A 21,203-nucleotide genomic window follows, 5' to 3' on the forward strand; every position below is an offset into this window, starting at 1 on the left:
TGTGCGCACGCGGTTCGCGAACGCGGCGTATCGAAGCGGTAGCCGCAAGTCTGGATACGGTGACCGCGTGCGCACAGGTGCGCACCCTACGAGGGCAAGTTCAGGCCGCCTCGGCAGCGGCCGGACTCTTGGCCGGGGCGCCGATCGCGTGCAGGACCGCGTCATCCACCGTTTGCAGAAACACGAACTTTAGCTGGTCGCGTGCATCCGCCGGCACGTCTTCGAGGTCTTTCTCGTTGCGCGCGGGCAGCAGGACAGTCGTGATGCCGGCTTGCTGCGCGGCCAGTACTTTTTCCTTGATGCCACCGACCGGCAACACCAGCCCGCGCAGGCTGATTTCGCCGGTCATGGCCACGTCGTTGCGCACGGGCGTGCCCATCGCGAGCGAGGTCAGCGAGACAAACATCGCGACGCCCGCGCTCGGCCCGTCCTTCGGGATGGCGCCGGCTGGCACGTGGATGTGCACGTCGTTGCGGCGAAATACGTCCGGACCGAGCCCGAGCGAGGCGCCGTGCGCCTTCACCAGCGTCAGCGCGGCCTGCGCGCTTTCCTTCATGACCTCGCCCAGCTGGCCGGTCAGGATCAGCCGCCCGGTGCCGGCCACCCGGCTCGCTTCGACGAACAGGATGTCGCCGCCGACCGGGGTCCAGGCCAGGCCCGTCGCCACCCCAGGCAAGGTGGTGCGCATCTTGACCTCGCTTTCGTACTTCTTCGGGCCGAGGATCTTGGCCAGGTCGGGCACATCAATGGTCACCCGCTCGACCTTGCCCTCGGCGATCTGCACCGCGGCGAAGCGCAGTGCCGCGCCGATCTCGCGTTCAAGGTTGCGCACGCCCGCTTCGCGCGTGTAGTCGTGGATCAGCGAGCGGATCGCCTCCACGGTAACGCTCACCTGTTCGGGCTTGAGGCCGTTGGCTTCGTACTGGCGCTGCACCAGGTAGCGCAGCGCGATCTGTTCCTTTTCCTGCTCCGTGTAGCCGGGCAGGGAGATGATCTCGAGCCGGTCGCGCAGCGGCCCGGGCATGGTGTCGAGCATGTTGGCGGTGCAGATGAACAGCACCTGCGACAGGTCGTACGGCACGCCGAGGTAGTTGTCGCGGAAGGTGGAGTTCTGTTCCGGATCGAGCACTTCGAGCAGCGCCGCGTTGGGGTCGCCGTGGAAGCTGGCGGCCATCTTGTCGACTTCATCCAGCATCATCACGCAGTTGCGGGTGCCGGCCTTGCGGATGCTTTGGATGATGTTGCCGGGCAGGGCGCCGACATAGGTGCGGCGGTGGCCCCGGATCTCGGCCTCGTCGTGCACCCCGCCGAGCGAGACGCGCACGAACTTGCGGCCGGTGGCGCGCGCAATGCTCTGGCCGAGCGAGGTCTTGCCGACGCCGGGCGGCCCGACGAAGCACAGGATCGGGCTCTTGCCGTGCGGGTTGAGCTTGCGCACGGCCAGGTATTCGAGGATGCGGCGCTTGATGCGTTCCAGTCCGAAGTGGTCGTGGTCGAGGATGCTGCGCGCCTGCCCGAGGTCGATCGGTTCCTGCGGCTGGTTGTCCCACGGCAGTTCGGTCATCCATTCGAGGTAGGTGCGCAGCATCGAGTACTCGACGGAGGCTTCGGACATCTTTTCGAGCCGGCGCATCTCCTTCAGCGCGTGCGCTTTGGTGTCGTCAAGCATGTCGGCCCGGGTGAGCGCCTGGCGCAGGTCGGCGAGCTCGGTATCGTTATTTTCTTCCTCGCCCAGCTCGGACTGGATCGTCTTGAGCTGCTCGCGCAGCATGAACTCGCGATTGCGCTGGTCCATGCGCTCCTTGGTCTGCTGGTTGATCTGCCTGGACAGGCGCAGCACCTCGATCCGGTTCACCAGGTGGTCGAGCACCTTCTGCAGGCGTTTTTCAAGGTCGATGGTCTCGAGGACATCCTGCTTTTCCTCGCTCGTGATATCCATCAGGCCGGCCACGAAGTCGGCGAAGGCGGCGGCCGGGCCGATCGACTGCACTGCGCGCGCCAGGTCGGACGGCACCTGCGGCAGCAGGTCCATGATTTCGTTGGCGCGCTCCCTGAGCTGCATCAGCAGGGCCTGGATCGCCGGCCGGTTTTCATCTTCCTCCTCCAGCAAGCGCACGCGGGCCGCGTTGAACGGATAGCCGGACAGGTGTTCGATCACGTGAAAGCGCTGCACGCCCTGGCAGACGATGTGATGGGCATTCTCCGGCCCGGTTACGTAGCGCACGATGTTGGCCACCGTACCGACCGGGTGGAGCTGGTCGGGCGCGGGGCTGTCGACCGCCGCGTCGCGTTGCAGCAGGATGCCGATCGGCAGTTCGCGGCGCGTGGCTTCCTGGGCGGCGGCGATCGAGCGCGCACGCCCGATGCTGATTGGCGTGACCATGCCCGGGAACAGCACCATGTTGCGTACCGGGACGATGATCAGGCCGTCCGGAGGCAGCACGAAGCGCTCCCCGGACGGGGCCGGTGCGCCGGATGGGGGCTGGCGCTCGTCGCTCATGGCACCCCCAATTTGTTCAGCTCGAGCGTCAGGCAACCGTCCTCGAGGCGGCGCGCGCCCAGTTGCAGTTGCTGTCCGGGAAGCTCGATGCGGCGTTCGAAGTTCCCGTAGGGGAGTTCCAGGCGGCGGATGTCGCAGTTGGCGCAAAAGGCGGGCAGACGGCGCTGGCCGCGCACCACGATCGCGCCCAGTTCGACATCGACCGCCACAGCGTCCGCCGTGACGCCGGGCAGCGCGACCATGACGATGAGCTGGCTTGCAGTCTCGAAAATATCGAGCGGCGGTTCCCAGGTGGGGCTGGCCCGGCCGGCGCCGCTTAACTGGAAGAATTGGCGGTGCAGGCGGTCGGCCCGTTCCAGCATGTCCAGCGCCTCGCCCCACATCCAGATCGTCGGGTCGCGCACTTTCATGATTCCTCCGGTCCGCCGAGAAAACTGCTTTGACCGGTATGGTGACGGTTCGTTCTTAGGCCAGGCTACGGCTGACAACGCGAGTTTTGTCGTACGGTTTATCGGAGGCGTCGTAGGGTGCGCACCCCGTGCGCACGCGGATGCAAACTCTGCTCAACCGTACAGCGTGCGCACAGGCCCTCGGCGGTCCCGCGCCCCCTACGGAAAACACCTCTCAGCGTAATCGCTTGGCGTGAAAGCGCAAATGGTCTTCGATGAAGCTTGAGATGAAGAAGTAGCCGTGGTCGTAGCCCTGGTGGCGGCGCAGCTCGAGCGGCTGGCCGGCCGCGCGGCACGCCTCTTCGAACGCCTCGGGGTGGAGCTGTTCGCCAAGGAATTTGTCGGCCAGGCCCTGGTCGATCAAGATGCCTTCGGGGAAGGGCGCGCGCATGCCGGAAATCAGCTCGGTTGCGTCATACGCCCGCCATTCGGTCTGGTTGGCGCCGAGGTAGCCCTCGAACGCCTTCTTCCCCCATGGACAGTGGGTCGGGTTGGCGATAGGCGCGAACGCGGAGACCGAGCGGAACAGGTCGGGTCGGCGCAGGGCCGTCACCAGCGCCCCGTGCCCGCCCATCGAGTGGCCGAAGATGCCGACCCGGCTGGCGTCGGCCGGGAATTCGGCCAGCACCAGCTCGCGCAGCTCCAGAAGATAGCTGTGCATTTTGTAGTGGCGCGACCACGGCTCTTGCGTGGCGTCGAGGTAGAAGCCGGCGCCGACGCCGAAGTCCCAGCTGTTGGTCTCGCCCGCAATGTTGGCGCCGCGCGGGCTGGTGTCCGGCGCGATCAGGATCATGCCCAGTTCGGCGGCCACGCGCTGGGCGCCGGCCTTGATCATGAAGGTCTCTTCGGTGCAGGTCAGGCCGGCGAGGTAAAAGAGGGCCGGGCAGTTCCAATCTCCGGAGGCCGCTTGCGGCGGCAGGTAGATCGAAAAGCGCATCGGCAGGCCGATTGCGTGCGAGTCGTGTTGGTAGAAGCAGAGGCGGCCGCCGAAGCAGCCATGTTCGTTGAGCAGTTCAAGCATGGGATGTTCCAAAACGCGATTGGCCCAAGTATGCCTGTTCGCGGCGCTCCGTGCCAACCGGGCGCGTGCCTTATACCAGTTGCAGGGCTCCGAGCAAGGCGCCGGCGCCGAGCAGCCACAGGATGTGCAGTTTGGTGCGCCAGATCAGTAGCCCGGCCACCAGCGAGAGCAGCCACAGCCGCCAAGCCTGGCTGCCGGCGGCGGAACTGCCGAGGATCCAGGCTGTGGCCATCACCAGCGCCACCACGATCGGCGCCATGCCCTGCTTGAAGGCGCGCACCGGGCGCAGGTCGCGGTTGCGATGCCCCCATTGCGCCGCGAAATACGTGACGACGGTGGACGGGATCATGATGCCCACCATGGTGGTTGCCGCCCCGAGCAGGGCGAGTGGTGTGCCGCCGGCGTTCAGACCCACGTGCCAGCCCATCAGCGCTACGAACAGCACGTTCGGGCCCGGCGCGGCCTGGGCCAGCGCGATGGAATCGTTGAACTGTTCCTGGGTCAGCCAGTGGTGATTTTCGACCAGGAAGCGGTGCATTTCCGAGGTGGTGGAAATGGCGCCGCCGAGCGACATGAGCGACATCAGCAGGAAGTGGGCGAACAGGCTCAGCCAGTCGGACAGGCCCAGGCTCAGGTGCAGCGGTGCGTTCATACCTTCAGCCGCAGGTAGGTCAGCACGCAGCCGAGCCCGCCGAAGGCCAGCAGCACGTAGAACAGCGGCCACTTGAACAGCGCGACCAGCACGAACCCGAGCACCATGATCGGCACGCTCCATGCCAGGGGCAGCGGGTGCCTGGCGAGAGCGGCTGACATCTTCACCGCCGTCGCGCCAATCAGCCCGGCGGCCACGGCCGCCATGCCACGCAGTGCGCCGGCTACCGCGGCATCATCGGGAAAGCGGTCGTGCACCATCACCAGCAGCAGCACCAGCACCAGCGGCAGCGCGAGCAGGCCGGCCAGCGCGCTCATCGCCCCGGCAAAACCGAAGTGGCGCCCGCCGATCATGATCGACAGGTTGACGACGTTCGGCCCCGGCATGATCTGCGCCACCGACCAATCCTCGAGAAATTCTTCCTGCGTCAGCCATTGTTTGCGGTCGACCAGCTCGCGCTGGACGATCGCAAGCACGCCGCCAAAGCCCTGCAGCCCCATCAGCGTGAATGTCACGAACAGGTCGGTCAGGGACTGGGGGCTGCGCGGGGCCGCAGGGGCCGGGCGTGGTTCATCGGGAGGAGTGGCGGGGGCAGCAGGCAGCGATGACATCCTTGAATTATCGCGCCCGAGCCGCCGCCTGTCCATCAGCTAGCCGCCGCCGAGCTCCTCGCAGATGCGGCCGGTGCCGCCGCAGTTGGGGCAGGGCGAGCCGTCGGCCAGCTTGCCGGTGCCGTGGCAAACCGGGCAGATGTCTTCGCCCGAGCCTGGGGTGCCCGGTGCGGCTTCGTCGCCGGGATTCAGGTCCGGCGGCTCTGGGTGAATAGTCATGGAATCCTCGCTCGGGAAGTAGAAATCGGGCAGCGTGGGGCAAGCTGGTAGGGCGGACGCCCCGCGGCTCTTGTCCGGCCATTTTATTTCGAAATTTAACCTTTTCGATGCATTCGTGACATTGACATTCCCAGCCATTGATGAATACTCGTTAGGCGGCAACTCGTCTACCACAGTTTACATGGTAAGGAATCGCGATGAATCAACACCGACCTCAGTGCCCCGGCGATCTCGCGATTGCCACCGCGGACGACGCGCGCCTGAACTACCATTGGCGCGATATCGTCGAACACGCCATCCAGATGCAGGCGGCCAGCAACACGATGTCCGCCTTCGAATACCTTCGCACGCGTGACGTCGATCCGCGCGTCATCGAGCGCGTCCTGCTCGAACCAGGGCGCCGGCGCAGCAGCGCCTGACCCGACCTGTTGCTTTTTCGATCACTAAATCGATATAAAAAAGACATTATTGTGCCGCCGACATGGCCTCGCGCAAGGCCGGGTTATGCACAATTGTTCCTTTTTTTATTATCCTTGTTTGCCGTGTCCGCCCAGTCACGCCGCGTGCAAGTCTTTGATTTTATGTGAGGCGCAAAGTGCCCGCGCAATGGGCAGTTTGTTGAAAGCCGCATCAGTACGCCGTTTGGGGCTGTCAAGAGGCGCTTTTCCACACAGTTATTCACAAACTTTGTGGATATTCGGAAAAACACTTTAAAACCAGCCGCTTAGCGCACCAGGCTCATCAGGTAATAGTGATCGTATGAAACGATTCGACCACGGCTTGCGTGTCTGAGCTGGCCGAATGTGCTTGCGCATCATCACTGGACAAATGTACAGTTACATTACGCACACTTTCCAACTGACTGATGCCCGACGCCGCCGCTCCAACCGCAACCAGCGATCCCTTCGCCAGCCTCAATCCGGCGCAGCGCGCCGCCGTCGAGCACGATATCGGGGCGGCAGCGGCGCGTCCGCTGCTGGTGGTCGCCGGCGCCGGGTCCGGCAAGACCAACACGCTCGCGCACCGCGTGGCGCGCCTGATCCAAAGCGGCGCCGACCCGCAGCGCATCCTGCTGCTGACATTCTCGCGTCGCGCGGCGGGCGAGATGACCCAGCGCGCCGGCGGCGTGCTGGGGCGGATCATGGGCACGAGCGCACAGGCGAGCCTGCCGTGGGCCGGCACCTTCCACAGCATCGGCGCCCGCCTGCTGCGCGAATACGCGGGCCGCATCGGCCTTGCCGATTCATTCACCATCCACGACCGCGGCGATTCGGAGGACCTGATGGGACTGGTGCGGCACGAGATCGGGCTTGGGCAGACGGCCAAGCGCTTTCCGCTGAAGGGCACCTGCCTGTCGATTTACTCGCGCGTCGTCAACACGCGCGCGCCGCTCGGCGATGTGCTGCAATCGGCCTTTCCGTGGTGCGGCGAATGGGAGGCCCAGCTCAAGACCCTGTTCGGCGCCTACGTGGACGCCAAGCAGGAACAGAACGTGCTCGATTACGACGACCTGCTGCTGTTCTGGGCCGAGATGGCGGCGGACGCCGAACTGGGACCGGAGCTGGGCGCGCTGTTCGATCACGTGCTGGTCGACGAGTATCAGGACACCAACCGGCTACAGGCCGCGATCATCAACGGCATGAAGCCGGACGGGCGCGGCGTGATGGTGGTGGGCGACGACGCCCAATCGATCTACTCGTTTCGCGGCGCGACGGTGCGCAACATCCTCGACTTTCCGCAGCAATTCAGCCAGCCGGCCGAGGTGATCACCCTCGATCGAAACTACCGCTCGACCCAGCCGATCCTGGACGCTTCCAATGCGGTGATCGCAGCGTCGGTCGAGCGCCATGCGAAGGACCTGTGGACCGACAAGGTATCGACCATCAAGCCGCAGCTGGTCCTGATTCCGGACGAAGCCGAGCAGGCGCGCTGGGTCTGCAACCGCGTCCTTGAGCAGCGAGAGGCCGGCATCAAGCTCAAGTCGCAGGCGGTGCTGTTTCGCACCGCCAGCCACAGCGCCGCGCTCGAACTGGAGCTGGTACGACGCAATATCCCGTTCGTGAAGTTCGGCGGCCTCAAGTTCCTCGAGGCCTCGCATATCAAGGACGTGCTGGCGGTGCTGCGCTTTGCCCAGAATCCGGGCGGGCGCATGGCTGGCTTTCGGGTCGCGCAGCTCATTCCCGGCATCGGCCCGGCCACCGCCGGCCGCCTGCTCGACGCGGTCGGCACGGCAGCCGAGCCGGCGCTGGCGGTGCAGCAGTTCGAACCGCCTGCCAGATGCGCGGGCGACTGGCGCCAGTTCGCTGACCTGTACCGCACGCTGCGCGAGCCCGGCCTGCGCTGGCCGGCCGACATCGAACTGGTGAAGAACTGGTACCTGCCGCACCTGGAGCGCATGCACGACGACGCCCAGGTGCGCGCCACCGACGTCGAGCAGCTGGCGCAGCTGGCTTCGGGTTACGGCACGCGCGAGTCGTTCCTGGCCGAGATTACGCTCGATCCGCCGGAAGCGACGAGCGACCGCTCCGGGCCGCCGCTGCTGGACGAGGATTACCTGATCCTGTCGACGATCCATTCGTCCAAAGGGCAGGAGTGGAAGTCGGTCCATGTGCTGAACGTGGTCGACGGCTGCATCCCGTCCGACATGGCGACCGGCAGCATGGAAGACATCGAGGAAGAGCGGCGGCTGCTGTACGTGGCGATGACCCGCGCCAAGGAGCACCTGCACCTGATAGTGCCGAATAAGTTCTTCATCAAGCAGCAGGCGCAGATGGGGGATCGCCATGTGTATGCGCAGCGCACCCGCTTTGTGAGTCCAGCCATGCTCAAGCACTTCGAACAGACCGTCTGGTTCAACGCCGACACGGCCAGGAGCAACAAGCCAATGCCCGACAGCGTGCGCCTGCTGGTGCGCGAACGGGCCAGGAACGCCTGGAAGTGAAGTGTGATTTTTGAACAGAATTGACGACTTATCCCCTGTTGTAGGAATTTGTAGGAATTTTCCGCATTGTCGTATCAGACTTGAAACTGCGACCTTTGCAAGGCTTTGATTTTTAAGGACAAAATTTTTGCCTCCAGAATGGGCATTTTGTTGAAACCCGCATCAATACTGCCGTTCCGGGCTGTCAAGAGGGGCTTTTCCACATAGTTATCCACATTTCTTGTGGATATCGATGTTTATCCTATGAAATCAATGGTTTAGAACGCTTGACGGGTGTGTTGGAAGGTGCGGTTCGTTAAGTGACGAGGGCTCGTCGGTCAGGGTGTGAGCGGCTTGATAATGTCCGCGCAGGCTAGGTTCTGCTGAGGAAGTTGTCTCTGCAATAACATTTAATACCAGATAGGCTCGACATGTCAGAACAGAAGAAGATGCTTTATGCGGCAACTACGATGCTCGTTTACATTGTTGCTGGCTTCGGCTTGTTTGCCTTAATCGAATTGATTGCAAGGTCTCCGTTGTGGAGTAGCCAAGGTGCAGCGTGGGTTCAGGCTGGCGCTAATGGAGCGGCCAAAACCAGACTTCTGCGGCCGTCCAATGACAGGCCGTGCCACAACGGTTCTCTGTTCCCTGATTCATTCGCTGAAAATCCGGCGATACGATGTCGATATGTCCGCCCTCGTACAAGCCGGGAATCAGATGAAAAAACGACACAATGCCGCGACGCTCACCAATTTTACCCAACGCTTGGCGCTGATCGTTTTTATACTTTTCTGGCGCACCAAGCATGGTGTTGCGCGCGAGGATATGCGAGAGCTTGACCTGTCCGGGCTCAATCCGATGGTTTTTGAACGGCCCCCTCCGAATTGACATTCGCGCATCGGGAATGATAATGCCCGACTTGATGAGAGCGAGACTAACCCTTGTGGCGCACGTGTTTTCGTACTTTGGGTCTTTTATCAAGTCGTCCCAACCGATTTCGCGGAACAGATCGGCAGTTGGCACGAAAGAGCGGCGAGGATAATTGGCCGCGAGCACATTGAACTGGAGACTCAGCATGGCGAACTCCTATTGACACGGAAAGCGAGCGACGTAAGCGTCGACGAGCGCTTTGGCCGCGTTGCTATTCGTTGGCGATTTCTCCACCGTGGTAATCACGCGATCGTCACGCTCACCGGGTTCCATTCGCGCAGGTGAGCACCATTTGCTACCTTGGGTCAAATCCACCACGGCGGCCAGATAACCCTCTGCGTAAGCCTGCTCCCCCTGCACTTTTGGCGGCCACTCCGCCGGGAATCCAGGAGCGCCTCGCCATTGCCGGACAAAATCGGTGCTGGACAGGTGTGGAGGGAATAGGATTGTCGTGCCAGCGCCGGCCGCATACCCGCCGACAACCAGCAAACAAAAGATCAAGATTCGGCACCGCATAGTTATGCCGCCACCTTGTTGGAGGCGAGATCCCAGCCGCCCATCGTGTTGCCGCCCGCGCCGCCACCGATCTTCTGCTGGGCGTACAACTCCACAATCTTCGAGTAGTGCAGCGTGAACTGCTCTACCAAGAGGCCCGATCCGGCAAAGCTTTTTTTGTTCGACGACACAAGCACGTTGTACAACGTCAGCTCATAATATTTGATCCGGCTGGCACCGTCGGCGCGCATGAATTGCAGGGTGGCCTTCGGGATCGTCTTGCCCTGAGCCACCAGTTCCATCAACTTTGGCGAGGCAAGATCAATCAGTTTGGTGAAGTGTACTGGGTCGAATGATGCCCTCCCGATTGTGTGCCCGCCTGAGGTGGAGACCGGTCCGGCTGTTGGCTGCTCGTTACCCCACGTCACCGACATGACCTCAATCGAGCCCTTGAACTTCTCATCGAGGGATTCTCCCTTGACCCCTTCAATTTGCAGATAAACGTCGCTTGCCATGATTCCTCCTGATGTGTGAGCTGTATGGCAATTGTTGCTGATGAAGCATCAGAGTCTGTTGGCGGGCGTCAAGAACAGGAGCGGGCTCAATCAAGAAAAGAGCGCAAGATGGCTAGGGGAAAGCCAGTTTTTGACGCCGTGGTTGGTGCAAAAAGTTGCACAAATCAGGGCAAAACTATTCAGTGCGCTACAACGGCCTAATGAAGGGAAGGACGAACTGGTTGACACTTCGTTGACGGCAGAAAGAAAAAGGGGCTAGGTTTTTATGTAACCCCTTAATTCATTGGTAGGCCCGTCGGGGTCGAACCGGGCACCAACGGATTACGAGTCCGAGCAATGCGGTATTCCTTAGCGTTGACACGCATTCCACCACAACCGCAAGTCTTTGAATTTAGAGAAAAGTCTGCGTGGAAGTTGACTTTAAGTTAAGAGTATGATGAATATGAATCTCGCATTCCCGGCGCTTTTCGTCATGGACTTGCTTTCAGCCTTTAGCCATACCCGCCCATACTCCTGACGAATCGGCTTTGGACAGGAATCCGCTTGCCCAATTCGTGCAGGTCGATTTTGCTGATCCACCATGCCTTGTCGCGAAATGTCAGTTCGAGGGCATCGAGCCTCACAACATTGCCGTCGATAGCCTGCGCGGAATCGACTCTTGGATAGAACGTACTGAGATCAGTCTGCGTATCGAAGTCGCCTTTGTAATAGGCCCGATGCAAATGGTCGATCGCTTGCCGCAGCTTGTCATCGCCCTTGTGTACGGCCTGGCAATCGCCGTCCGCGCCGCAGATCTGGACCGGGAAAGCGACGTATCGTTCGGCGCGCGCGAGCATGTCCTTGTCCCTCAGGTAGATAAAGATCCAGCTGACCACGTCGAAAACGTCGCGAGCTTCCGCCAACACGCGCGCGCTCTCCTGGTTGATTTTGTGCCGCATCGATTCCGTTTCGCGAAAGCCGGCGTCGGTTCCGAAAAATACCTCGTCAACGCGCCAGCCGCCGGGTTCTTTCACGAGCACGTAGCGTAGTAGACGGCCATAGTGCGCCCCTTTGCCCGGCCAAACGGTGAAAGATACGTCCACCGTGTCTGTGCCGGATGGGATGGCCTTGAATCTCGATTTCTCGAAGTCGAGATCCGGAGCGATTTCCTGGGCGTTCAGGAAGATATCGCCGTCGGCGCCGTAGCGGCAGATATCGTCGCTCCGTGACAGGGTGGTGCAAAGCTGCCGATGCATGGCAATAAGCATCTCCGCGCCCCGTGAATAAAAAGACTCGGGCACAAAATCCAGGCTGACAGACGGTGGCCGCGACAGGTAGGTTTTATAGAAGTCGACCACGAATCGGACCTGCTGGTTGGCGTCTGATTGCGCGCGGTTGGCGGCAATCAGCACGCATGCAGGGAGGCAGAGGACCAGTGCGGGAAGAAGATACCGGATTTTCAGTTTCATGACGGGTGCGGGGCGCAGCGATAGACGCTGAACGGTAGCACCTGCCATCCACCCCGCTGTTGAGGTGCAGCAGTTGAGCCGTCAGCGAGCCTGCGCGAGCACCGAATCAGTCCGCACCGCGGACGAGAGACGCGCCAACTCGGCCAGGAAGCGCTCCCGGGCCAGACCGGGGGGCCAGGGTTCCCAGGGGCGGCAGCCATACTCCCCGGCCAGCGGGTCGTCGGCCAGCACCGCGGCGCGGATCTTGAGTGTGCGGCGCACCTCTTCGCGTGACCAGCCGGCCACGTGCACCGCCTCGCTGGCGGCCGCCAGCCGGTCGGCGCGCTTGTGCGCCGCGTGCTCGGTCGCACTCCACGACGGCAGGCCGTAGCGCAGGAACACCGCCTGTTCCAGCCGCTTGGTCAAGGCCCGGAAGCCATCGCCGAGGAAGGGCTTGATGACGGAGATGGCGTCAAAGCCCAGCAGGCCTTCCTCCGCGTCGTGCAGCAGTTCGCGCAGTTCGAGCAGCGGATGTAATGGCGTTCTTGCGGCCGCGCGGCGCAGCAGCATGACGGTGATGGAGTGCTGGGCCACCGACAGCGGCAGCGGCCAGGCCGAATGGCCACCCCAGCGATAGGTCCGCGCCAGCCCAAGCGCGAGATCGGCATCGTCCCAATCGAAGGGCGTGGGGTTGAGCAGGTCGAGCCGTTTCCCGGAAGGCATGCGCACCCAGGCGCGCGCGTCCTGCACCATCAGATAAATCCTGTCGTTGTAGTCATCCTGTAATTCTACACGTCGTGCGCGCACCGGATTTCCGGTTCCCCGTGTCATTCGCAGCGTTCCGGACTGCAAGATTGATCTAGGCGAACACGTCTGTAGTACATCAAAAATACACTGGATCAGTTGCGTCATCGACGAAAGGCACATCATGGCCCAGTTACAGAAGATCGCGATCCTTGGCGGTGGCGCCGGTTCCCTGGCCGCCGCGTTCTACCTGACCGCGCAGATTGGCTGGCGCGAGCGCTACGAGATCACGGTCTACCAGCAGGGCTGGCGCCTCGGCGGCAAGGGGGCGAGCGGGCGCAACGCGGCGCTCGGCCAGCGCATTGAGGAGCACGGTCTGCACATCTGGGGCGGCTTTTACGCCAACGCGTTCAAGATGATCCGCGCGGTGTACGACGAACTGGGGCGAGCGCCCGGCACGCCGCTGGCCAGTTGGGACCAGGCGTTCCGCCCGCACGACTACATGGTGCTGGCCGAGCTGGTGGGCACCGAATGGCGGCCGTGGCAGCTGGTGCTGCCGCGCCGCCCCGGTGAGCCGGGCATCGGCAGCGACCCGGTCACGCCATGGCAGATGGCGATCGAGGCGATCACCTGGCTGCGGCGCTGGCACAGCGACGTGCGCGCAGCGGCGCCGTACCTGCGTGCCCCGGAAGTCGGCGCACCGTTCGACGCGCTGCTGGCGCTGGCGCATGCGCTCCCCGGCGACGCGCGCGACCATACCGACAGCGACCGCGAACTGCTGGCGCGCGCGCTGCTGCGCGTCGAGCGGCGGATCCGCGAACCCGTGTACGCGGCGGTGATCCAGGACGACCAGACGCGGCGCGCACTCATCGGCCTGAACATCGGCATTACTGTAGTCAAAGGCATGCTGGCCGATGGCGTGTTCACGCGTGGCTTTGACGTCATCAACGACGAGGACTTTCGCGGCTGGCTGACGCGCCATGGCGGCAGCCTCGAGCTGTGCGTGAATTCGGCGATAGTGCACGGGATGTACTCGCAGCTGTTCGCGTTCGAGGACGGTGATCCGGGCCGTCCGAACCTGGAGGCCGGCACCGCGCTGCGCTGGCTGATGCGTATGTCGTTCGCGTATCACGGCGCCGTGATATACCGGATGGAGGCCGGCATGGGCGACGCCGTGTTCGCGCCGATGTACGAAGTGCTGGCCAGGCGCGGCGTGCGCTTCGAATTCTTCCACCGGGTCGAGGAAATCGCGCCAGACGAAGACTTCGTTGGCAGTGTGCGAATGACCGTTCAGGCTGCGGTTCCGGCTGGCGCTTACCAACCCCTGGTGAGCATCAAGGGCCTGCCGTGCTGGCCCAACGTGCCGAATTACGGCCAGCTTGAGCCGGAGCAGGCGGCGCTGATGCAGGAGCACGGTGTGGACCTGGAGTCGTACTGGAGCGACTGGCCGGCCCTGTACCGGCAGGCGTTCGGCAAGCCGCTGCCGGAGCGTACCTTGCTGCGCGGGCGTGACTTCGACCAGGTGGTGCTTGGGCTGCCGATTGCAACGCTGCCGCTCCTGGCGCCTGGCTTGCTTGTCGCGAGCCCGCCATTGCAGGCCGCAGCGTCGCGCTTGCGCACAGTGGTGACACAAGCCTGCCAGGTGTGGCTGGACCGCGAAACGCGCGACCTGGGCTGGACCTATGAGCCGAACGGGGAAGAGCCCATCCTGACCAACTTCAGCATCCCCTATGACACCTGGGCCCCCATGAGCCAGGTGCTCCCCAGCGAAGCCTGGCCGGGCCCCAACGCGCCGCGCAGCATCCAGTACTTCTGCGGGGCGATGACGCTGGCCGAATTTCCTCCACAGTCGGACACTGGGTTTCCGGCGCGTGCCGCGGCACTTGCCAAGGCCAACGCGGTCGAACTGCTGCAGCACCGGATCGGTGCGCTGTGGCCCGCCGCGCGCGCAGGCATTCCATGGCAATGGCTGGTCGATCCCTTTGACGCCAGCGGCGCGGCGCGCTTCGATCGCCAATACTGGCGCGCGAATATCGATCCGTCCGAGCGTTACGTGCTGTCGCTGACAGGCAGCAGCGCGTATCGCCCGGTGAGTACCGGATCTGGTCTTAAGAACCTGTTCCTGGCGGGCGACTGGCTGCGCACCGGGCTCGACTCCGGCTGCGTGGAGGCGGCGGTCATGAGTGGCATGCAGGCTTCGCGAGCGCTGACTGGGTATCCGGAATCGATCCCCGGCGACAGCGATTTGGGGGACTGAGGCGTGGGCGCCAACGTCGGCACCATCGAATGCGACGTGCTGGTGGTAGGAGGCGGCATCAACGGTGCTGCGATCGCAAGGGACGCGGCCGGGCGCGGCCTTTCGGTGGTGCTGTGCGAGAAGGATGACCTGGGCCAGCACACATCGTCCGCGTCCAGCAAGCTGCTGCACGGCGGGCTGCGCTACCTCGAACACTGGCAATTCGGCCTGGTGCGCAAGGCACTGGCTGAACGCGAGGTACTGCTGGCGAGCGCGCCGCACATCGCGCGGCCACTGCGTTTCGTGCTGCCGCACGCGCCTGGCCTGCGGCCCGCATGGCTGCTGCGCGCCGGCCTGTTTTTATACGACCATCTGGCGCCGCGCCAGATCCTGCCCGCTTCGCAAGCCGTGGACCTGATGGCGCACCGGGCCGGCGGCGCGCTCAAGCCCGAATATACACGGGCCTTCGTCTATTCGGACGGCTGGGTCGACGATGCGCGCCTGGTGATCCTGAACGCGATGGACGCGCGTGAGCGGGGCGCGGTGGTGATGCCGCGAACGCTATGCCAGGCGCCGGACCGCACGGCGCGGCACTGGAGCGCGACGCTGGCGCGCGAGGACGGGCATACGCTGGTGCAGGCGCGCTGCCTCGTCAACGCAGCGGGACCGTGGGCGGCCCAGTTTCTGCAAAACGGGCAAGGCAAGCAGCAGTGCCGGCTGCGGCTGGTCAAGGGCAGCCATATCGTGGTGCCCAGGCAGTTCATGCACGCCTGCGCCTACGTGTTCCAGCATCCGGATGGCCGGGCTGTGTTCGCCCAGCCGTATGAGGAAGCGTTCACCCTGATCGGCACCACCGATGTCGGTTACCAGGGCGCCCCGGACGCGGTCGCGATAAGTGCGGACGAAATCGCCTATCTGTGCGAAGTCGCGAATCGCTACTTCCGGCGCCAACTCAGTCCCGAGGACGTGGTCTGGAGCTTTTCCGGTGTGCGGCCGCTGCTGGAGGACGGGGCATCCAGCGCCACCACCGCGAGCCGCGACTATCGGCTGGTGTTTGACACCGGCGGGGCCCCGCTGCTCGGCGTCCTGGGCGGCAAGCTGACCACCAGCCGCAAGCTGGCCGAGCAGGCGGTCGACTGGATCGTGTCCCTTCTCGGCACCGGCGGCGCGGCATGGACCGCGAACGCATGCCTGCCGGGTGGTGACCTGTACGGCGACAAGCCGTCCGGCCGCGGGGTGCTCGAGTTCGACCGCTGGCTGAAGAAGCAGGAGCGGTCCTATCCGTGGCTGCCGCCGGACCTGTTGGCACGTTATGGGCGGGCATACGGCACCCGGATGGAACGGCTGCTGGAAAACTGTCGGTCGCTGGAGGACCTGGGCAAGCAGGTCGCGCCTAGCCTGTATGCCGTCGAGATCGATTACCTGATGACGCACGAATGGGCCACCAGCGCCGAAGACCTGTTATGGCGCCGCTCCAAGCTCGGGCTGCATGTGGCGCCGGGATTGGCGCGCAAGCTCGACGAGTGGATCCGCCAGCGCGAGGCGCTGGCTGCGCACTGAGGCCTGTCCTGGCGCCTGCCAACGGCGCGCGATGATCTTGAAGTCCACCTCGATCTCGTCTCGTACCGAGAGCAGTCCCGCACCCACTGAAAACGGCGTGATCCCGAAGTCGGTTTGCTTCAGGCGTGTCGATCCGCTGGCCGTCACCATGGCTGGGTCGACATGGACCGTGGCCGGCAGCTCGATCCAGCGCGTGACGCCGTGCAGTGTGATCGCGACCCGCAGCGGACCGGCGCCGGTCCGTTCGGCGTGCAGCCGAATCTCCGGATAGCGATCGGCATCGAGCACGTGAGCGAGCATGTTGGCTCGCGTGCCCTCGATCGCCTGAGGTGACGGCTGCGTGCCCAGGCCCGCTTCGCGGTGCAGCTCCGGCTCGTCGACGGTCAGCTGGTCGGCGCGGAATACGACGTCGGCGCGGCCGGCATCGGGTGCGGCATAGCCGGTCAGGTTGCGGCTGGCGATCACGTGGTCGTGGCCGAGCCGCGCCAGCGGGCCAGCGCTGCCCACCTTGACGGCCACCAGCGACGCAGCCGGACCGACCGCGTACACGGGCGTGCCGGAAGCTGCCGCCATGCGGTACCAGTCGAGGCTCTTGGCCGGGCCAGCCTGCTGCGGCGCGAGTTGGGCGGTGCATGCGGCGAGCAGCACAAGCAGGGGAAGAAGGCGCTTCATGGCGGTGCACGTGAATTCGGTTGTTCAGCTGCCATACCTGGCCAGCCAGGCATCGATCTCCGGCAGGCGCAAGGTTCGAATCCTGACCCGGTCCCGAACGCCGGCAATCGCGGCGTCGGCGTCGCGCCGCGCGCCCGGCGCCAGGTTGGCCCTGGCATAGGCCTCGATCTTGCCGATCATCGCGGGATCGGACGAGGTGCTGGCCAGGCGCGGGAAGTAGCGGGCGCGCGACGTTGTGTCGAGGCGCTCGTTGATTTTGTCGATGTTCGCGATCGCGAAGTCGAACGCCGTGTCGGGGTAGGTCCGCGCCACGCGCGCGATCATGGCGGCGCTGTTGGTCACGCCGGGCTCGTCGGTGAGCGCAAGCTCCAGTGCGCGCCGCGCCAGCTTCTTGTCGCTGCTGGTGGCCAGCAGCTGGTACAGAAAGTCCTTGATCATCGGCGAGCGCTCGGCCTTGGCTTGGGCGCGCAGCGCGTCCCAAGTGGCGGAATCGGCGTGCCGCGCGATCACGCCCAGGATGGTCTTGCGCAGCGCCGCGGGGACGGCTTGCGGGTTCTTCGCCATCGCCGCGTAGCGCCGCCGCGCCTCATCGATCGTGGCGGGGTCGTTCAGTTCGCTCAAGGCGTCGATCAGTTGGGTGCGCAGGTTCGTGACCGTCACCGGTTCGCCAGGGGCGGGGGCCCAGCCGACTTGCTCCATCACCGGCGCCAGGCGCGTGGACGCAAAGCTGTCGAAGCGCTTGCGGCGCACGCTGTCGCCAGCGTACAAGAAGTGGATCTGGACGAAGTCCTGCGCAATCCGGCTCCAGATTTTAGGATCCGCCGCCAGCGGTGTGACCTTGGCGAAGTCGAGGAAGATCGACGCCGGCTGCAGTCCGGCCATGCCGAGCGCAAAGCTGTCCGACAGCAGGCCGAGTTGGTCGATCGGCGCCACCGTGGCAAAATTGGCGGCCAGCGCAACCAGCTGGCCCGGCGGGTACAGGGTGCGGTAGTAGCCACTTTGGCCGGCGTTGACGATCAGCGGGCCGCAGCCCGGCGCCTGCAGCTGGCCCGAGCCGCCGATGATGAGGGTGTTCACCGGGTTGGTCGAGCCTAGCGTCTGCGCGATCACCGGCACGCGCCAGCGCAGCGGCTTCTTGTTTGGCTGGTCGCGCGAAAATTCGCCTTGGGTGAGGCGGGTATTGGTGCTGCCGTTGGTGCAGACTGTTTCGCCGACGCGGATCAGGGGCACCCCCGGCTGCAGGGTGAAGTCGTGCGCGATCGCGGTGACCGGCTTGCCTCCCGCGGTTTCGACAGCCGCCCACAGGTCGTCCGACACCGTATTGCCGTAGGCGTGAGTCTTGATGTAGACGCGTACGCCGTCCCTCCAGCCGGTTGCGCCGACGTAGCCCTCGAGCATGCGGATCACCGCTTCGCCTTTCGCGTAGGTGATGTTGTCGAACGCCTGGCTGGCCTGTTCGACCGTTTCGACGTGCTGCACTACCGGGTGCGTGGTCGAGAGCGAGTCCTGCTGCATTGCGTGGTCGCGCACGTCGATCGCGTTGAGCGCGGTGTTCCATTCCGGGTGCAGGCGTTCGGTCATGCGGCCTTCCATCCATGACGCGAAACCTTCGTTGAGCCACAGGTCGTCCCACCATGCCATCGTGACCAGGTTGCCGAACCATTGGTGCGCCATCTCATGTGCGAGCACGGCGAAGATGGTCTGGCGGTCTGCCTGGGTCGAGATCGCCGGGTCGAACAGCAGCGCGTATTCGAACGTGAAGATCGCGCCCCAGTTTTCCATCGCGCCGAAGAACTGGCTGCGGCCGGGGCCGGCCACGTTGTCGAGCTTGGGCAGCGGGTAGGGCACGCCGAAGTAGTCGTTGTACTCGGGCAGCAGCGCCTTGGCCGAGTCGAGCGCGAACTGGCCCTGATTTGATACGCCCTTGCGCGTGACCACGCCAAGGTCGGTCCCTTCCGCCTCCAGGTGCGCGCGTTCCAAGTCGCCCAGCCCGAAGAACAGCAGGTAGGTCGACATTCTCGGCGTCTGGGCGAACTGAACGCGGGTCAGCCCGCCTCGCAGTTTTTCGCTGTGCGCGATTGGCATGTTACCAACCGCCATCAGGCCAGTCGGGACGACGGCTTCGAGCGCGAAGGTGGCCTTGTAGGCCGGCTCGTCCCAACAAGGGATCACGCGGCGCGCGTCCGAATTTTCGAACTGGGTGAACAGCGCGCGCTGCTTGCCCTTGGGGGTGTCGTAGTCGAGCGCGAACAGCCCAACCGCTTGCGTGCCGATCACCCCAGTGTAGTCGAGCGCGAGCGTGTACCGGCCACTGGCCAGCGGGCGATCGAACATAAAGGTGGCAGTCTGCGCGGCCGGGTTGACGGTGATCGTGGGCGTGACAGCGGCCCCCCCAGCGAACGGTGTCAGGCGCGCGCCGAGGAACTTGAGGTCGGTGGCGTTGAGCGTGATGCTGCGCGTCGGCTGCTGCACGGTGAGGGCGATCGTCGCTTTTGCGGCAAAGGTAAGGGCCTTGGCATTGGGCGTGATCGAGATGTCGTAATGATCGGGGATGACGCCGCGCGGCAGCTGGGTGGTGATCGGCGCTCTTGGGGCGGGGGCAGGCGCAGTGGTTGGCTGCGCGGCGCCGAGCAAGGGAAGAAGCAGGAGAAGGGCGGCATAGCTCAGGCTGCGGCGCATGGATACCTTCCTTCCGTGTATAGATGTGAGCAATGCTGCGGCGGGCGCAGCGCACGGACAATCTAGGACGAAGCCGGGGGCGAGTCAAATGACCGAGTCCGAGCAGCCGGAATGCGAATCGGGCTATCATCGTATGTGTGTCATGTTCACCAATGTTGGAAGGAATGCCATGATCGACCTGTACTCTGCGGCCACGCCGAACGGCCACAAGATATCGATCGCGCTCGAAGAGATGGGCCTGCCGTACACGCTGCACCCGATCGACCTGAAGCGCAATGAACAGAAGGAACCATGGTTCCTGGCGATTAACCCGAATGGACGGATTCCCGCCATTGTCGATCGTGCCGAGGATAATTTCGCTGTATTCGAATCGGGCGCGATCCTGCTCTACCTGGCTGAGAAGACCGGCCAGTTTATGCCGCGCGACGTGAAGGGCCGCTCGTGCGTGGTCCAGTGGCTGATGTTCCAGATGGGCGGCATCGGCCCGATGATGGGGCAGGCCAACGTCTTTTACCGCTACTTCCCTGAAAAGATCCAGCCAGCGATCGACCGCTACCAGGGCGAGGGGCGGCGCCTGTTCACGGTGCTCGACGGACGACTACGCGACCATGAGTACCTGGCAGGCGACTATTCGATTGCCGACATCGCCAACTGGGCGTGGGTGCGCACCCATGGCTGGTCGGGCGTGTCGGTGGAAGGACTGCCGCACCTGCAACGCTGGATCGAGGCGATCCGTCAGCGCCCGGCCGTGCAGCGCGGCCTGTTGATGCCGCCGTCAGAACGCGACCTGGCGGCGGACGATCAAGCCAATGCCGAAAAATTCGCGGCCGAGGTACGCAACATGCTGGAGACCGGACAGTCGCGCCATTAGTCCCTCATCTTGATAACGACAACCTGGAGAGATACATGAAAGTGTACGTCAGCAGATACGCCCCTAACCCGCGCCGGGTGCAGATGTTCATTGCCGAGAAAGCCATCGCCGGCATCGAGGAAGTGATGATCGACCTGATGAAAAGCGAGCATCGCAGCGATGCCTACCTGGCCAAGAACCCGTTCGGCCGCACGCCCGCACTGGAGCTGGACGACGGGCGGGTGCTGACCGAGACGCGCGCGATCTGCACGTACCTGGAAGGGCTGTATCCGCAGCCGAACCTGATGGGCGAAGGTTTCGAGGAGCGCGCTTTCATCGAGATGGCGGACCGGCGCGCCGAGCTGATGCTGTTCCAGCAAATTGCCAACAGCGTGCGCCATACCCATCCGGCGCTGGCGGTGCTGGAGCAGCCGCAGTTTGCCGAGTACGGCGCATCGCAGGGCGAGAAGATGCTCGAGACCGCGCGCTGGTTCGACAGCTTGTTGGCTGGCCAGCCGTACATCGCGGGCGAGCGCTTTACGATCGCGGACATCACCGCGTTCTGCGGCCTGGAGTTTGCGCGCGGGATGATGAAGTTCGTGCCGGGCCAGGTGGGGATGGAGAACCTGCAGGCGTGGCGTGACCGGATTGCGGCAAGGCCGAGTGTCGGACGACCGTAACGCCGCAGTATCGTACAGCGGCGTAGGGTGCGCACCTGTGCGC

Annotated in this window: 19 protein-coding genes; 6 read left to right on the top strand and 13 right to left on the bottom strand. The window is 64.0% G+C overall.

The genetic code is table 11. The features are described from left to right. Nucleotides 1-100: 100 nt before the first annotated feature. The 6 genes from lon to E4O92_RS03090 form a co-directional block, all read right to left on the bottom strand. Nucleotides 101-2,500, bottom strand: coding sequence for an endopeptidase La (gene lon, locus E4O92_RS03065; protein WP_135188285.1), 2,400 nt, complete (start codon nt 2,498-2,500; stop codon nt 101-103). Further along, on the bottom strand, nt 2,497-2,910 hold the full coding sequence (locus tag E4O92_RS03070) for an Hsp20/alpha crystallin family protein (protein WP_135188286.1): 414 nt from the start codon (nt 2,908-2,910) through the stop codon (nt 2,497-2,499). Before E4O92_RS03070 ends, lon begins: the two co-directional genes overlap by 4 nt. A 214-nt stretch (nt 2,911-3,124) precedes the next feature. Continuing rightward, entirely contained in the window at nt 3,125-3,970 is an 846-nt protein-coding gene (gene fghA / locus E4O92_RS03075; RefSeq protein ID WP_135188287.1) for an S-formylglutathione hydrolase, read from the bottom strand. A gap of 70 nt (nt 3,971-4,040) precedes the next feature. Then, complete coding sequence (locus E4O92_RS03080; RefSeq protein WP_135188288.1) at nt 4,041-4,622, bottom strand: chromate transporter; 582 nt, start codon at nt 4,620-4,622, stop codon at nt 4,041-4,043. Beyond that, complete coding sequence (locus E4O92_RS03085) at nt 4,619-5,233, bottom strand: chromate transporter (protein ID WP_206076802.1); 615 nt, start codon at nt 5,231-5,233, stop codon at nt 4,619-4,621. Before E4O92_RS03085 ends, E4O92_RS03080 begins: the two co-directional genes overlap by 4 nt. A gap of 39 nt (nt 5,234-5,272) precedes the next feature. Next, on the bottom strand, nt 5,273-5,452 hold the full coding sequence (locus tag E4O92_RS03090; protein WP_135188289.1) for a hypothetical protein: 180 nt from the start codon (nt 5,450-5,452) through the stop codon (nt 5,273-5,275). A 197-nt stretch (nt 5,453-5,649) separates the two neighbouring features. On the opposite strand from E4O92_RS03090, the gene E4O92_RS03095 reads away from it, so the two are divergent. Further along, nucleotides 5,650-5,871: a hypothetical protein gene (locus E4O92_RS03095; protein WP_135188290.1), complete on the top strand. Its 222-nt coding sequence runs from the start codon at nt 5,650-5,652 to the stop codon at nt 5,869-5,871. Nucleotides 5,872-6,317: 446 nt separating this feature from the next. Continuing rightward, entirely contained in the window at nt 6,318-8,393 is a 2,076-nt protein-coding gene (locus tag E4O92_RS03100) for an ATP-dependent helicase (protein ID WP_135188291.1), read from the top strand. Nucleotides 8,394-8,948: 555 nt separating this feature from the next. Here E4O92_RS03100 and E4O92_RS03105 read toward each other — a convergent pair. From E4O92_RS03105 to E4O92_RS03120, 5 genes are all read right to left on the bottom strand, one after another. Further along, nucleotides 8,949-9,449 (bottom strand): T6SS effector amidase Tae4 family protein, encoded by a 501-nt coding sequence (locus E4O92_RS03105; RefSeq protein ID WP_135188292.1) that lies wholly within the window; start codon nt 9,447-9,449, stop codon nt 8,949-8,951. A 9-nt stretch (nt 9,450-9,458) separates the two neighbouring features. Next, nucleotides 9,459-9,818 carry a Rap1a/Tai family immunity protein gene (locus E4O92_RS25415; protein ID WP_370659989.1) on the bottom strand — a complete coding sequence of 120 codons (360 nt, stop codon included), beginning with the start codon at nt 9,816-9,818 and terminating at the stop codon, nt 9,459-9,461. A gap of 2 nt (nt 9,819-9,820) precedes the next feature. Then, entirely contained in the window at nt 9,821-10,312 is a 492-nt protein-coding gene (locus tag E4O92_RS03110) for an Hcp family type VI secretion system effector (RefSeq protein ID WP_135188293.1), read from the bottom strand. 491 nt (nt 10,313-10,803) lie between these two features. Beyond that, the gene (locus E4O92_RS03115) at nt 10,804-11,760 is read right to left on the bottom strand and encodes a hypothetical protein (protein WP_135188294.1); all 957 of its coding nucleotides are present in this window, start codon (nt 11,758-11,760) and stop codon (nt 10,804-10,806) included. A gap of 81 nt (nt 11,761-11,841) precedes the next feature. Next, complete coding sequence (locus E4O92_RS03120) at nt 11,842-12,462, bottom strand: phosphohydrolase (protein ID WP_135188305.1); 621 nt, start codon at nt 12,460-12,462, stop codon at nt 11,842-11,844. A gap of 205 nt (nt 12,463-12,667) precedes the next feature. Between E4O92_RS03120 and E4O92_RS03125 the strand changes: the two genes are divergently transcribed. Together E4O92_RS03125 and glpD are read left to right on the top strand one after the other, a co-directional pair. Beyond that, the gene (locus E4O92_RS03125) at nt 12,668-14,740 is read left to right on the top strand and encodes an NAD(P)-binding protein (protein ID WP_135188295.1); all 2,073 of its coding nucleotides are present in this window, start codon (nt 12,668-12,670) and stop codon (nt 14,738-14,740) included. 3 nt (nt 14,741-14,743) lie between these two features. Beyond that, nucleotides 14,744-16,279 (top strand): glycerol-3-phosphate dehydrogenase, encoded by a 1,536-nt coding sequence (gene glpD, locus E4O92_RS03130; RefSeq protein WP_135188296.1) that lies wholly within the window; start codon nt 14,744-14,746, stop codon nt 16,277-16,279. Here the strand turns inward: glpD and E4O92_RS03135 are convergent. After that, nucleotides 16,181-16,951 (bottom strand): YceI family protein, encoded by a 771-nt coding sequence (locus E4O92_RS03135; protein WP_135188297.1) that lies wholly within the window; start codon nt 16,949-16,951, stop codon nt 16,181-16,183. The two genes, glpD and E4O92_RS03135, sit on opposite strands and share 99 nt — an antisense overlap. A gap of 24 nt (nt 16,952-16,975) precedes the next feature. Beyond that, nucleotides 16,976-19,630 (bottom strand): M1 family metallopeptidase, encoded by a 2,655-nt coding sequence (locus tag E4O92_RS03140; RefSeq protein WP_135188298.1) that lies wholly within the window; start codon nt 19,628-19,630, stop codon nt 16,976-16,978. A gap of 169 nt (nt 19,631-19,799) precedes the next feature. Between E4O92_RS03140 and E4O92_RS03145 the strand changes: the two genes are divergently transcribed. Next, entirely contained in the window at nt 19,800-20,501 is a 702-nt protein-coding gene (locus E4O92_RS03145) for a glutathione S-transferase family protein (RefSeq protein WP_135188299.1), read from the top strand. A 35-nt stretch (nt 20,502-20,536) separates the two neighbouring features. Beyond that, nucleotides 20,537-21,160 carry a glutathione S-transferase family protein gene (locus tag E4O92_RS03150; RefSeq protein ID WP_135188300.1) on the top strand — a complete coding sequence of 208 codons (624 nt, stop codon included), beginning with the start codon at nt 20,537-20,539 and terminating at the stop codon, nt 21,158-21,160. The last annotated feature ends 43 nt before the right edge of the window (nt 21,161-21,203 follow it).

This window comes from Massilia horti (assembly GCF_004614195.1).
In the GTDB taxonomy this organism is placed as follows: Bacteria; Pseudomonadota; Gammaproteobacteria; order Burkholderiales; family Burkholderiaceae_D; genus Telluria; species Telluria horti.

Bases quoted from the DNA above. Each gene is read 5' to 3' on its own strand.
- lon (WP_135188285.1), bottom strand. From the start codon at position 2,500: ATGAGCGACGAGCGCCAGCCCCCATCCGGCGCACCGGCCCCGTCCGGG.
- E4O92_RS03070 (WP_135188286.1), bottom strand. From the start codon at position 2,910: ATGAAAGTGCGCGACCCGACGATCTGGATGTGGGGCGAGGCGCTGGAC.
- fghA (WP_135188287.1), bottom strand. From the start codon at position 3,970: ATGCTTGAACTGCTCAACGAACATGGCTGCTTCGGCGGCCGCCTCTGC.
- E4O92_RS03080 (WP_135188288.1), bottom strand. From the start codon at position 4,622: ATGAACGCACCGCTGCACCTGAGCCTGGGCCTGTCCGACTGGCTGAGC.
- E4O92_RS03085 (WP_206076802.1), bottom strand. From the start codon at position 5,233: ATGTCATCGCTGCCTGCTGCCCCCGCCACTCCTCCCGATGAACCACGC.
- E4O92_RS03090 (WP_135188289.1), bottom strand. From the start codon at position 5,452: ATGACTATTCACCCAGAGCCGCCGGACCTGAATCCCGGCGACGAAGCC.
- E4O92_RS03095 (WP_135188290.1), top strand. From the start codon at position 5,650: ATGAATCAACACCGACCTCAGTGCCCCGGCGATCTCGCGATTGCCACC.
- E4O92_RS03100 (WP_135188291.1), top strand. From the start codon at position 6,318: ATGCCCGACGCCGCCGCTCCAACCGCAACCAGCGATCCCTTCGCCAGC.
- E4O92_RS03105 (WP_135188292.1), bottom strand. From the start codon at position 9,449: ATGCTGAGTCTCCAGTTCAATGTGCTCGCGGCCAATTATCCTCGCCGC.
- E4O92_RS25415 (WP_370659989.1), bottom strand. From the start codon at position 9,818: ATGCGGTGCCGAATCTTGATCTTTTGTTTGCTGGTTGTCGGCGGGTAT.
- E4O92_RS03110 (WP_135188293.1), bottom strand. From the start codon at position 10,312: ATGGCAAGCGACGTTTATCTGCAAATTGAAGGGGTCAAGGGAGAATCC.
- E4O92_RS03115 (WP_135188294.1), bottom strand. From the start codon at position 11,760: ATGAAACTGAAAATCCGGTATCTTCTTCCCGCACTGGTCCTCTGCCTC.
- E4O92_RS03120 (WP_135188305.1), bottom strand. From the start codon at position 12,462: ATGCCTTCCGGGAAACGGCTCGACCTGCTCAACCCCACGCCCTTCGAT.
- E4O92_RS03125 (WP_135188295.1), top strand. From the start codon at position 12,668: ATGGCCCAGTTACAGAAGATCGCGATCCTTGGCGGTGGCGCCGGTTCC.
- E4O92_RS03135 (WP_135188297.1), bottom strand. From the start codon at position 16,951: ATGAAGCGCCTTCTTCCCCTGCTTGTGCTGCTCGCCGCATGCACCGCC.
- E4O92_RS03140 (WP_135188298.1), bottom strand. From the start codon at position 19,630: ATGCGCCGCAGCCTGAGCTATGCCGCCCTTCTCCTGCTTCTTCCCTTG.
- E4O92_RS03145 (WP_135188299.1), top strand. From the start codon at position 19,800: ATGATCGACCTGTACTCTGCGGCCACGCCGAACGGCCACAAGATATCG.
- E4O92_RS03150 (WP_135188300.1), top strand. From the start codon at position 20,537: ATGAAAGTGTACGTCAGCAGATACGCCCCTAACCCGCGCCGGGTGCAG.